At 70.9% G+C, this 12,597-nt stretch carries 7 protein-coding genes; 4 read left to right on the forward strand and 3 right to left on the reverse strand.

Features of this window, described 5'->3' with window-relative positions; translation table 11 throughout:
* Positions 1-25 precede the first annotated feature (25 nt).
* Together guaD and ACWH49_RS04815 are read right to left on the reverse strand one after the other, a co-directional pair.
* The gene (gene guaD, locus ACWH49_RS04810) at positions 26-1,333 is read right to left on the reverse strand and encodes a guanine deaminase (protein ID WP_448170424.1); all 1,308 of its coding nucleotides are present in this window, start codon (positions 1,331-1,333) and stop codon (positions 26-28) included.
* Complete coding sequence (locus ACWH49_RS04815) at positions 1,330-2,328, reverse strand: LysR family transcriptional regulator (RefSeq protein WP_448170425.1); 999 nt, start codon at positions 2,326-2,328, stop codon at positions 1,330-1,332. Before ACWH49_RS04815 ends, guaD begins: the two co-directional genes overlap by 4 nt.
* A 96-nt stretch (positions 2,329-2,424) precedes the next feature.
* Here ACWH49_RS04815 and xdhA point away from each other — a divergent pair, with 96 nt between their 5' ends.
* From xdhA to ACWH49_RS04835, 4 genes are all read left to right on the forward strand, one after another.
* The gene (gene xdhA / locus ACWH49_RS04820) at positions 2,425-3,981 is read left to right on the forward strand and encodes a xanthine dehydrogenase small subunit (protein WP_448170426.1); all 1,557 of its coding nucleotides are present in this window, start codon (positions 2,425-2,427) and stop codon (positions 3,979-3,981) included.
* 1 nt (position 3,982) lies between these two features.
* On the forward strand, positions 3,983-6,433 hold the full coding sequence (xdhB, locus tag ACWH49_RS04825; RefSeq protein ID WP_448170427.1) for a xanthine dehydrogenase molybdopterin binding subunit: 2,451 nt from the start codon (positions 3,983-3,985) through the stop codon (positions 6,431-6,433).
* A gap of 96 nt (positions 6,434-6,529) precedes the next feature.
* Complete coding sequence (xdhC, locus tag ACWH49_RS04830) at positions 6,530-7,345, forward strand: xanthine dehydrogenase accessory protein XdhC (protein WP_448170428.1); 816 nt, start codon at positions 6,530-6,532, stop codon at positions 7,343-7,345.
* Between the two features lie 123 nt (positions 7,346-7,468).
* Positions 7,469-10,990: a PAS domain S-box protein gene (locus tag ACWH49_RS04835; RefSeq protein ID WP_448170429.1), complete on the forward strand. Its 3,522-nt coding sequence runs from the start codon at positions 7,469-7,471 to the stop codon at positions 10,988-10,990.
* A gap of 3 nt (positions 10,991-10,993) precedes the next feature.
* Here the strand turns inward: ACWH49_RS04835 and ACWH49_RS04840 are convergent, their stop codons facing one another.
* Positions 10,994-12,580 (reverse strand): phospholipase D-like domain-containing protein, encoded by a 1,587-nt coding sequence (locus tag ACWH49_RS04840; protein ID WP_448170430.1) that lies wholly within the window; start codon positions 12,578-12,580, stop codon positions 10,994-10,996.
* Positions 12,581-12,597 lie beyond the last annotated feature (17 nt).

The following is a 12,597-nucleotide window of genomic DNA, read 5'->3' on the forward strand; positions in this document are numbered from 1 at the left end:
CCCGCCGCCTGGCCTCGACCCGCGCTCAGGCGCCGCGGCGCTGGTGCCGCAACGCGCCAGCCACCCAGGTCTGCACCAGGTTGCGGTCGTCCGCCAGCGTCATCCACGCGAACGCGCGCTCGTGCAGGTGGCGCGCGAGTTCCATGCGGCGCAGCGCGACCGGGTCTGCGGCCCAGTCCCACACGCAGAGGTCGGCCACGCGACCGGGCTCGAACGAGCCGATCTCGTCGGCCAGCCCGAGCGCCTGCGCCGCGCCGAGCGTGGCGGCGTGGAGCGCCTTCCAGGCCGTGAGGCGCTGGCCGGCCATCGCCTGCACCTTGTAGGCGTCAGCCATCGTGCGGACCATCGACAGGCTGGTGCCGCCGCCGACGTCGGTCGCCAGGCTGACGGCCGCGCCGGCCGCGATCGCAGCGTTCCAGTCGAACAGCCCGCTGCCGAGGAACAGGTTGGACGACGGGCTGTGCGCGATCTGCGCGCCCGAGGCGCGCAGCGCCTCGCGGTCGGCGTCGTCGAGCCAGATCCCGTGCGCGAGCACGCTGCGCGGGTGCAGCAGGCCGGCGCGGGCGTAGACATCGAGATAGCTGCGCGCCTCGGGGAAGAGTTCCTTGACCCAGGCGACCTCGGCCCGGTTCTCGGCCACGTGGGTCTGCATGTACAGGGTCGGGTCGGCCGCGCACAGCGCGCCGGCCATCGCGAGTTGCTCGGGCGAGCTGGACGGCGCGAAGCGCACCGTCACGGCATAGGCGAGCCGGTCGACGCCGTGCCAGCGCGAGATCAGGTCGCGCGAGTCGGCCTGCGCCTGCACCACGTCGTCGCGCAGGCCGTCGGGCGAGTGGCGGTCCTGCAGCACCTTGCCGGTGATCAGGCGCATGTCGTGCTGCTGCGCGGCGGCGAACAGCGCGTCGGCCGAGACCTTGTGTGCGGTCGGGAACACCACGGCCGCGGTCGTGCCGTGGGCCAGCAAGGCCTCGACGAACAGTTGGGCCCCGAGCCGCGACCGCTCCGGGTCGGCGAACGCGGTCTCCGCCGGGAAGGTGTAGGTGTTGAGCCAGTCGAGCAGCTCGGTGCCGTAGCTCGCGATCACGTCGAGCTGCGGCATGTGGACGTGGGTGTCGATGAAGCCGGGCAGGATCAGGCGACCGCGCTGGTCGTGGCGTTCCCAGGTGTCGTCGGGCGATTCGGATTGCGCGCCGACGATGCGGCCGTTCTCGACCAGCAGCCATTGGTCGGGGCGGAAGCGCACCGCCGCGGACTCGGTCTCGCCCCAACCGGGGTCGCCGGTGAAGTCGAGCAGGTCGCCGCGCAGGGCGATGCGCGTGGTCGTCGCGCTCATGTGGTCGATCCTTGCACGCGCCGCAGCATCCCGTGCCCGGTGAGGTTGCGCGCCACGTCCCGCACCTGGTCGCGCAACCAGCGGCCCGAGGCCGACGCATGGGTCAGGTCGTGCCACAGCTGGTAGTAGGTCAGCGGCGGGAACGGCACCGGGCAGCGCACGATGCGCACCGGCAGGCTGTCCACGTAGCGCGAGCAGAACAGCCGACCGGTCGTCAGCACCAGCAGGCTCTGGGCGACCATCAGCGGGATCAGGCTGAAGTGCGCGCTGCGGACCATCACGTCGCGGCTGACGCCCAGCGACGCGAGGTGCTCGTCGATCACGCCCGGCGAGGCGCCGTGCGAGCCGGCGAAGAACGGCGTCGGCGCGACATGCTCGCAGGCCAAGTAGCGTTCGGGCGACCAGCCGCGGCCATTGGCGGCGCGCACCACCGGGTGGTCCTCGGCGACGAGGCAGACGATCTCGTCGGTCAGCAGGCGGCCCAGGTGCAGCTCCTCCGGCGGCTTCAGCCAGTTGCCAATCACCAGGTCGACCTCGGCGGCGGCCAGGCCGCGCCGGTAGTCGAACCCGCCAGACAGCGGCATCAACTCGAGCTTCACCTTCGGCGCGACCTGCTTCAGGTGCGCGACCAGCTCGGGCAGGAAGAGCGGGTCGAGATAGTCGCTCGCCGCGATGCGGAAAGTCGTGGTGCTGGCCAGCGGATCGAACGCACGCTGGTGGGCGCGGGGGCTGAACAGCCGGTCCGCATCCTGCAAGATCCGGGTGGCCGGGTCGAGCAATCGCAGCGCCGTGTCGGTGGGCGCCATCGCGTTGCCGGCGCGCACCAGCAACGGATCACCCGTGAGTGCGCGCAGCCGCTTCAGCTGGGCACTGACGGCAGGCTGCGTGCTTTGCAAGCGCATGGCAGCCCGGGAGACGCTTCGTTCGGTGATCAAGGTCTTCAGCACCCGGATGAGGTAGAGCTCGATCTTGTCGAAGTCCAAACGCTGTGTCATATGCTCGGCGTGATAAGCGATATGCCTGTGACTGTATACCTCGAGAGCCGGAAGCGACTAAGTTTCGGGTCATCACCGAACCCGAGAAACCCATCCATGTCCGAGCCGACGACCCCCCGCCCGATTCGCTTCTTCCACCGCGGCGCGGTGGTCGAGGTGAGCGACGCGGCGCCCACCCGCACGGTGCTCGATTGGCTGCGCGAGGACGCGCGCTGCACCGGAACCAAGGAAGGCTGCAACGAGGGCGACTGCGGCGCCTGCACCGTCGTGATCGGCGAGGCCGCGGCCCCCGGCGATCCGCAGGCGGTTCGGGGCCTGAACCTGAGCACGGTCAACGCCTGCATCCAGTTCCTGCCGACGCTCGACGGCAAGGCGCTGTTCACGGTGGAGGACCTGAAGGCGATGACGCTGGATGCCGCGCTGCACCCGGTGCAGCAGGCCATGGTCGAGTGCCACGGCTCGCAGTGCGGGTTCTGCACCCCGGGCTTCGTGATGTCGATGTGGTCGAGCTACGAGCACAACCGCGCGTGCGGCACGCAGCCGACGCGCCAGCAGCTCGCCGACGAGCTCTCGGGCAACCTGTGCCGCTGCACCGGCTACCGGCCGATCCTCGATGCCGGCCAGCGCATGTTCGATCTGCCGGCGGTCGCGCTCGACACCGCGCCGGTGCTGGCCGCCCTCGAAGGCCTGAAGACTGACGCGACGTTCAGCTACGTCGGCCGCGGTACGGACCGCTTCTTCGCGCCGACCACGCTGGACGAACTGGCCGCGCTGCGCGAGGCGCACCCGAAGGCGCAGCTGCTCGCCGGCTCGACCGACGTCGGCCTGTGGGTCAACAAGCAGTTCCGCCCGCTCGGCGACATCCTGTACGTCGGCGCCGTCGACGAGCTGAAGCGCATCGACGAGCGGGATGGCGAGCTGCGAATCGGCGCCGGCGCCTCGCTCGAGGCGGCGTGGTCGGCCCTCGCCCGGCGCTTCCCGACGCTGACCGACGTGTGGCTGCGCTTCGCGTCGCCGCCGATCCGCAACGCCGGCACGATGGGCGGCAACGTCGCCAACGGCTCGCCGATCGGCGACTCGGCGCCCGTGCTGATGGCGCTCGACGCACAGATCGAGCTGCGCAAGGGCGCCCGCACGCGCCGCATGCCCCTCGCCACGTTCTACGTCGACTACATGAAGAACCTGCTCGAGGACGGCGAGTTCGTGCAGGGCCTCGCGGTGCCGCTCTCGGTTTCATCGCGCGCCGTGCGCGCCTACAAGATCAGCAAGCGCTTCGACTGCGACATCTCGGCCGTGTGCGCCGGCTTCTCGATCGAGCTGGACGCCGCGGGCGTCGTGACCACCGCGCGGCTCGCCTACGGCGGCATGGCCGCGACCGTCAAGCGCGCCGCCCGCGCCGAGGCCGCGATCGTCGGCCAGCCGTGGACCCAGGCGACCGTCACCGCCGCGAAGGCCGCGCTCGCCGAGGACTTCAAACCGCTGTCGGACATGCGCGCCAGCGCCGCCTACCGCCTGCAGGTCGCGCAGAACCTGCTGCAGCGCCTGTGGCTCGAGACCCGCACCGACGATCCGCTGCCGACCGGCGCCACCAGCGTGTTCAGCGTGATGCCGCACCAGACTGCCGCCACCACCGCTGCCGCCCAGGAGACCTGACATGAACAAGCCTGTCGACGCCCTGCTGCTGCAACCGAACGAGGCCTTCGCCGACTACCAGAAGAACACCGCCGCGCGCATCGACGAGGGCGCCGAGGCGATCGCCGTGGCCGCCGGCGCGCGCGTCGGCATCAGCCGGCCGCACGAATCCGCGCAGCTGCACGTCGCCGGCGAGGCGACCTACATCGACGACATCCGCGAGCACGCGGGCACACTGCACTGCGCGCTCGGGCTGTCGCCGGTCGCGCACGGCCGGCTGACTGCGATGGCGCTCGACACGATCCGCGCGCTGCCCGGCGTCGTCGCGGTGCTGTCGGCGGCGGACATCCCGGGGCCGAACGACTGCGGTTCGATCGTCCACGACGACCCGATCCTGTGCCCGATCGAGCCGCACGACGACGGCGCGTCGTGGGGCGAGATCCGCTACCTCGGCCAACCGGTGTTCGCCGTGATCGCCGAGACGCGCGACATCGCCCGCCGCGCCGCCGCGAAGGCGAAGGACGTGCTGACGATCAGCGCCGAGCCGCCCGTGCTCACGCCGCAGCAGGCGCACGCGAAAGGCCAGTACGTGCTGCCGCCGATGCATCTGGTGCGGGCGACGAACGAAGGCGGCGCGCAGGCCGCGATCGCGAAGGCGCCGCGCCGGCTGAAGGGCACGTTCGACGTCGGCGGTCAGGAGCAGTTCTACCTTGAGGGCCAGATCAGCTACGCGATCCCGACCGAAGGCGGCGGCATGCACGTGTACTGCTCGACCCAGCACCCGAGCGAGATGCAGCACCTGGTCGCGCACGCGCTGAAGCTGCACGCGCACGACGTGCATGTCGAGTGCCGGCGCATGGGCGGCGGGTTCGGCGGCAAGGAGTCGCAATCGGCGCTGTTCGCGTGCGTCGCGTCCGTCGCCGCGGCCAAGTTGAAGCGGCCGGTCAAGCTGCGGCTGGACCGCGACGACGACTTCCTGATCACCGGCCGGCGCCACTGCTTCTGGTACGAGTACGAGGTCGGCTTCGACGACGCCGGCCGCGTGCTCGGCGCCGAGGTCACGATGGTCTCGCGTGCCGGCCACTCGGCCGACCTGTCCGGCCCGGTGATGACCCGCGCGCTGTGCCATTTCGACAACGCCTACTGGCTGCCCGACGTGGCGATGCACGGCTACTCGGGCAAGACCAACACCCAGAGCAACACCGCGTTCCGCGGCTTCGGCGGCCCGCAGGGCGCGATCGCGATCGAGAACATCCTCGACACGATCGCGCGCACGCTCGGCCGGGACCCGATGGACGTGCGTTGCGCCAACTTCTACGGCAAGGACACGAACAACGTGACGCCGTACGGCCAGGTGGTCGGCGACAACATCATCCATGAGCTCACGGCCGAGCTGGAAGCCAGCAGCGACTACCGCGCGCGCCGCGACGCGATCGCGCAGTTCAACGCGACCAGCCCGGTACTCAAGCGCGGCCTCGCGCTCGCGCCGCTGAAGTTCGGCATCTCGTTCAACGTCAAGCACTTCAACCAGGCCGGCGCGCTGGTGCACGTTTACAGCGACGGCTCGATCCTGGTGAACCACGGCGGCACCGAGATGGGCCAGGGCCTGAACACGAAGGTGGCGCAGGTCGTCGCGCACGAACTCGGCGTCGGCTTCGACAGCGTGCGGGTCAGCGCGACCGACACGCAGAAGGTCGCGAACACCTCGGCCACCGCTGCATCGACCGGCGCCGACCTCAACGGCAAGGCCGCTCAGGACGCGGCGCGCCAGATCCGCGAACGGCTCGCGGCCTGCATGGCCGCGCACCACGGCGGCCGTCCCGAGGACGTGCGCTTCGCGAACGACAAGGTCGAGGTCAACGGCAAGTCGCTGCCGTTCAGCGCGGTCGTCGCGCAGGGCTACCTCGACCGCGTGCAGCTGTGGTCCGACGGCTTCTATGCGACGCCTGGCCTGAGCTGGGACCGCGAGAAGATGTTCGGCCGGCCGTTCTACTACTTCGCGTACGGCGCCGCCGTCAGCGAGGTCGTCGTCGACACGCTGACCGGCGAGTGGAAGCTGCTGCGCGCCGACGTCCTGCACGACGCCGGCCGCTCGCTGAACCCGGCCGTCGACATCGGCCAGATCGAGGGCGCGTTCATCCAGGGCATGGGCTGGCTGACCACCGAAGAGCTCGTGTGGCATCCGCAGAGCGGCAAGCTGACAACCCACGCGCCCAGCACCTACAAGATCCCGACCGCGAACGACTGCCCGCCGGTGTTCAACGTCAAGCTGTTCGACGGTCCCAACGTCGAGGACAGCATCCACCGCAGCAAGGCCGTCGGCGAGCCGCCGCTGCTGTTGCCGTTCTCGGTGTTCTTCGCGATCCGGGATGCGATCTCCGCGGCGTCCGAGCACCGTGTCGATCCGCCGCTGACGGCGCCGGCGACCGGCGAGGCGATCCTGCGAGCCATCACTGCGGTGCAGGAGGGGTAGTCGTTTGAAGCTGGAGCGGCAAAGGCCTGGAAGCTCTTCCCCGGACGTGCGCCACGGGTGCGGGTCGCGGCAGGCCCGCGTGCATGTGCAACCACCATGAACCGCCACACACGCGACACAGCCGCCCGCTGGTTCGAAGACGGTCGCCAGGCTATCCTCGTCGAGGTCACCCAGGCCCTCGGCTCGGCGCCGCGCGAGGCGGGCACCCGGATGCTGGTGGCGGCGGACGAAACCATCGGCACCGTCGGCGGCGGCCACCTCGAGCTGAAGGCGATCGCGCACGCCCGCGAGATGCTGCGCACCGGCGAACTGGATCCGCACACCGAGCACTTCCCGCTCGGCCCGGCGCTCGGCCAATGCTGCGGCGGGGCGGTGACGCTCGCGTACGCGCCGCTCGACGCCCAAGCGCTGGAGCGCTGGCCGGCCGCCGCGCCGCTTTTCCACCTGCAGCTTTACGGCGCCGGCCACGTGGGTCGCGCGATCGCGACCCTGCTGGCCACGCTCGATGTCCGCGTCGAGTGGATCGACGAGCGCGAAGAGGAGTTCGCGCCCACCACCACGCTCGGCACGCCGTGGCCCGAACGCATCCAGCGCGTCTGCGTCGATGCGGTCGAGGCCGAGGTGGCGCTCGCGCCGCCGGGCGCGTTCTTCCTGGTCCTGACCCACCGCCACGACCTCGACCAGCGCATCGCCGAGGCGATCCTGCGGCGCGGCGATTTCGGCTTCTTCGGGCTGATCGGCTCGCGCACCAAGCGGCAGCGCTTCATCCACCGCTTCGAGCAGGTCGGCATCGGTGCCGAGGCCATCGAGCGCATGACCTGCCCGATCGGCGTGCCGGGCGTTGCAGGCAAGGAGCCGGAGCGGATCGCCCTGGCCGTCGTGGCGCAATTGCTGCAGAACGTCCCGGCCTGAGTTCGACAGGGAATCGTCCTACGCCGGGCGCCGGGCGTCTGGTGTACAACGCTCGACGACTTGCCGGCCGCGCCGCAGCCGACCCGGTCGCCTCCCAACCCGCCGACCACCGAGGGCCTTGCCGTGCCGGACGCGCCGACGACAGCCGACAACGCCCTCGCCTTCCTGAACGCCGACTCCGAAACCGGCCGGCTGATCGCCGCGCACGACTGGGGTGCCACCGCACTCGGCCCGATCGCCACCTGGCCGCAGAGCGTCAAGTCGACGGTCGCGCTGATCCTGCGCTCGCACGTGCCGATGGTGACGATGTGGGGCGAGGACGGGGTGATGGTCTACAACGACGGCTACGCCGTCATCGCCGGCGGCCGCCACCCGGCCCTGCTGGGTGCGCACGTTCGCGAGGGCTGGCCCGAGGCGTCTGATTTCAACGACCAGGTGATGCGCGCCACGCTGGCCGGCGGCACGCTGGCCTACCGGGACCAGGAGTTCACCCTGTTCCGTCACGGCCGCGCGGAGCAGGTCTGGCTGGACCTCGACTATTCGCCGCTGTTCGACGAGGCCAACCGCGCCGTGGGCGCCATCGCCATCGTGCAGGAGACGACGCAGAAGGTGCAGGCCCAGCGCTGGCTGCAGGGGGAGCGGCAGCGGCTGCGCAGCATGTTCGAGCAGGCACCGGGCTTCATGGCGATGCTGACCGGCCCGGAGCACCGCTTCGAACTCGCCAACCCGGGCTACCTCGAGCTGATCGGCCGGCGCGACGTGCTCGGCAGGACGGTCCGCGAAGCGTTGCCGGACGCCGTCGAGCAGGGCTACCTCGGCCTGCTGGACAAGGTCTTCCGCGAAGGCAAGGCCTATGCGGCACAGGGAGCCCTCTACACCGTGCAGGTCGATCCGGCAGCACCCCCGGTGGGGCGCCATGTCGACTTCGTGCTGCAGCCCCTGTTCGGCAGCGGCGACGAGGTCATCGGCATCTTCGTGCAGGGCTCGGACGTGTCGGCCCGCGTCGCGGCCGAGTCGGCGCAGCGCGCCGGCGAGGTGCAGCTGCGCGAGGGCGCGCTGCAGCTGCAGCGCGCGCAGGCGGCGGGCGGCGTCGGCGTGTTCAGCGTCGACCTGGACGACAGCACGGTCTACGGCACGCCGGAGTTCTGCAGGATCTTCGGCCTGACGCCGCGCGAGCGCATTCCGGCGCAGGAGCTCGAGCGCCTGGTCCTGCCGGAGGACGTCCACCTCGTCTCGGACAGCGCACGCCGCCAGGCCGGCACCGCGCCGCTCGACGTCGAGTACCGCATCCGCCGCGCCGACACCGGCGAGGAGCGCACGATCTCGCGCCGCGCCGAATTCGGCTTCGACGCGCAGGGTCGCCGCAAGCACATGGCCGGCGTGGTGCAGGACGTGACGGAGCGCCGCCGCGTCCTGCGCGAGCTGGAGCAGAGCGAGCGGCGCTTCCGCGCGCTCGCCCAGGCCATGCCCAACCAGGCCTGGCTCGCGCAGCCGGACGGACTGCTCGACTGGTTCAACGACCAGGTCTATGCCTACAGCGGCGCCCGCCCCGGCGGTCTGGATGGCCACCGCTGGAGCGAGATGGTGTTCGCGGCCGACCTGCCCCAGGCGCAGGCGCGTTGGGCGGCATCGCTGGCGTCGGGCGAACCGTACGAGGTCGAGTTCCGGCTGCGCCGCGCCGACGGCGAATACCGCTGGCACCTGGCGCGCGCGATCCCGGTGCGCGGCGAGGACGATCGGGTCATCCACTGGATCGGCACCAATACGGACATCCACGAACAGAAGACGGCCGAGGTCGAGCACGCCCTCGAACGCAACCGGCTCTGGTCGATGTCGCAGGACCTGCTGCTGGTGTGCGACTTCGAGGGCCGCATCACGGCGATCAACCCGTCGTCGCAGCGCATGCTGGGCTGGACCGAAGACGACATGGTCGGCCACCTGCTGGCCGACTTCATCCACCCCGACGACCTGCGCAGCTCGCTCGACGAGGTCGGCAAGCTCGCCCAGGGTGAGACCACGCTGGCGTTCGAGAACCGCTACCGCGCCAAGGACGGCAGCTACCGGCTGCTCGACTGGACCGCCGTGCCCGATGCCGGCCGCATCCACGCGGTGGGGCGCGACATCACAGACGAGCGCGCGATCGCGCTCAACCAGGAGCGGATCTGGACGCTGTCCCCGGTGCTGAAGATCGTCGCCGCCGCCGACGGTCGGCTGTCGACCGCGAACCCGGCGTGGATCCAGGTCCTCGGCTGGTCGTTGGCGCAGACCGAGGGGCGCATGCTGCTCGATTTCGTCGTGGCCGATGCCGTGCCCGCGGTGCGCGAGGCGCTGGTTCGGCTCGCCGCCGGCGAGCGCGTCGCCGAGCAGCAGTTCGCGATGATCGCCAGCGACGGCGGCGCACGTCAGATCGTCTGGACCATCGTCGGCGAGTCCGGCGTGCTGTACGGCTTCGGCCGCGACGTGACCGAGCAGCGCGCCGCCGAGGACGCGCTGCGCCAGAGCCAGAAGATGGAGGCCGTGGGCCAGCTGACCGGCGGCATCGCGCACGACTTCAACAACCTGCTGCAGGGCATCACCGGCAGCCTGGACCTGGTGCAGAAGCGGATCGCGCAGGGCCGCCTCGACGAGCTCGACCGCTTCGTGCGCGGTGCCGTCGGCTCGGCCAAGCGGGCCGCCGCCCTGACCCACCGGCTGCTGGCGTTCTCGCGCCGCCAGCCGCTCGATCCGCGCGCGGTTCGCGCCAACCCGCTGGTCGCGTCGATGGAAGACCTGCTGCGCCGCACGCTGGGCGAGCGCATCGAGCTCGAGCTCGTGCTGGCCGGCGGCCTGTGGCTGACGCGCTGCGACCCGAACCAGCTCGAAAGCGCGATCCTGAACCTCGCGATCAACGCCCGCGACGCGATGCCCCACGGCGGCCGGCTGGTGATCGAGACCTGCAACGCGCACCTGGATTCGGCCTACGCCGCCCGGCAGCGCGACGTGCGGCCCGGCCAGTACGTCTGCGTCTGCGTGACCGACACCGGCACCGGCATGAGCGCGGACACGGTGGCCAAGGCCTTCGAGCCGTTCTTCACCACGAAGCCGATCGGCCAGGGCACGGGCCAGGGGCTGTCGATGATCTACGGTTTCGCGCGCCAGTCGGAGGGCTACGCGAAGATCTACAGCGAGGTCGGCCACGGCACGACCTTCAAGCTCTACCTGCCACGTCACCGCGGCGAGGCGCCGGACGACGAGCCGCTGGCCGAACTGACCGAGGCGCACGTCACGCTGCACGGCGAGACGGTGCTGGTGGTCGAGGACGAAGCGGTCGTGCGCGGCCTGATCGTCGAGGTGCTGGGCGACCTGGGCTACCGCGCGATCGAGGCGGCGGATGGCCCCGCGGGCCTGGAGCTGCTGCAGTCGCGCGCCCGCATCGACCTGCTGATCACCGACATCGGCCTGCCCGGGCTGAACGGCCGGCAGATCGCCGAGGCCGGCCGCCAGGTCCGCCCCGGCCTGAAGGTGCTGTTCATGACCGGCTATGCCGAGAATGCCGCGATCGCCTCCGGCTTCCTGGAACCGGGGATGTCGATGATCACCAAGCCGTTCGCGATGGAAGCGCTCGCGACCCGCATCCGCGAGATCATCGAGGCGCCGCCGGACTGAGGCCTACAGCTGCTCGACGGGCACGAACGGCGTCAGCAGCCACGACTTGATCCGCAGCCACGGCGTCGAGTCGGGCTCCTCGGTCAGGATGGTCTCCTTGTCGCCGTCGTTGCTGACCCACTCCAGCCCGTTGCCGGTGCCCCGCAGCCGCACCCGGTAGGCGCTGAGCAGCCGGTCGATGTCGATCACCCGCAGCAGCTCCTTCGCCAGCGGCGGGCTGACGACGACCGCGCCGAGCTCGGTGTTGATGCTGGCCGAGCGCGGATCGAGGTTCATCGAGCCGATGAACAGACCCGCGCGGTCGATCACCGCGAGTTTGGCGTGCAGCCGCCCGAGCGACTGGCCGAACAGGAACGGCCGCTCGTTGCGCTTGACACGCGACGAGCTGAGCTCGTACAGCTCCACGCCCATCTTCAGCAGCTCGACCCGGTGGGCCGCATAGCCGATGTGCACGACCGGCTCGTCGGTCGAGGCGAGCGAGTTGGTCAGCACCGCCACCGACACGCCCTTCGCGCGCAGGTCGCGCATCATCTGCAGGCTCAGCTCGCCGGGCACGAAGTACGGCGACGACATCACCACCTCCTTCTTCGCGGCGCGGATCACCTCGAACAGGTTGTAGGTCACGCTGGTGTCCAGCGGCTCGCCGCCGACGCTGCCGTCGAAGGGCTTGTCGGGGTGGTCGGCGAACACGAAGGCCTCGCCCCAGATCAGGCCGAGGCGCCCGCCGTCGAGGTCGTCGGCGATCGGCCCGTAGCCGAGGATGTCGTTCGACGGCAGCGGGTCGGGCGGCGGCGTCTTGGCCGGGCTGGTCGCGTCCTCGAAGAAGGCGCGCAGCGCGGCGGGGTCGAGATCGGTCTTCGCGATCGCCTTCAGCGGGTAGACCGCCGCGCTGTTCCAGTAGCGGTCGAACTGGAACTGCAGCGGCGGCACGATCCAGCCGACCGTGAACGCGTCGACGTCGACGAAGTTCTGCGACATGCCGCGCAGGTAGTACTCGTTGGCGACGTTGCGCCCGCCGATCACCGCCATCGCGCCGTCGGCGATGAACAGCTTGTTGTGCATGCGGTGGTTGACCCGGCCCCACTCGTCGAGCGAGGCCAGGAAGCGCCCGCCCTGGCCGCGGTCGCGCGCCCGCGCGAACGGGTTGAACAATCGCACCTCGACGTTCTTGTGCGCGGCGAACGCGAGCCAGTAGGTGTCCTGCCCGCCGGTGTAGAGGTCGTCGAGCAGCAGGCGCACCCGCACGCCGCGCTCGGCCGCGTCGCGCAGCGCGCGCAGCAGCCAGCGACCGGTCTCGTCGTTCTCGAAGTGGTAGTACTGGACGTCGAGCGAGACCTCGGCCCGCTTCGCGAGCTGCACCCGGGTGTCGAGCGAGAACAGGCCGAGCGGCATCAGCCGGAAGCCGGACAGCTCCGGCGCCGGCTGCGAGGTCTTGGCGATGCGGCCGAGCGTGGTCGACGTGCTCAGCGGGATCGCCTCGCTCGCGATCGCGTCCCGGTCGACGGCCGGCAGCGTGCTGCAGGCGCCGAGGAAGGCCGACGCCGCGAGCAGTGCCGCACCGGCGAGGCGGCGCCATGAGAGTTCGGGCATGCGGGGCATCTCCGTGA

Source organism: Rhizobacter fulvus, from assembly GCF_964020785.1.

Excerpts from the sequence above, each read along its gene's own strand:
- ACWH49_RS04815 (WP_448170425.1), bottom strand. The coding sequence starts at position 2,328 with ATGACACAGCGTTTGGACTTCGACAAGATCGAGCTCTACCTCATCCGG.
- guaD (WP_448170424.1), bottom strand. The coding sequence starts at position 1,333 with ATGAGCGCGACGACCACGCGCATCGCCCTGCGCGGCGACCTGCTCGAC.
- ACWH49_RS04840 (WP_448170430.1), bottom strand. The coding sequence starts at position 12,580 with ATGCCCGAACTCTCATGGCGCCGCCTCGCCGGTGCGGCACTGCTCGCG.
- xdhA (WP_448170426.1), top strand. The coding sequence starts at position 2,425 with ATGTCCGAGCCGACGACCCCCCGCCCGATTCGCTTCTTCCACCGCGGC.
- xdhC (WP_448170428.1), top strand. The coding sequence starts at position 6,530 with ATGAACCGCCACACACGCGACACAGCCGCCCGCTGGTTCGAAGACGGT.
- xdhB (WP_448170427.1), top strand. The coding sequence starts at position 3,983 with ATGAACAAGCCTGTCGACGCCCTGCTGCTGCAACCGAACGAGGCCTTC.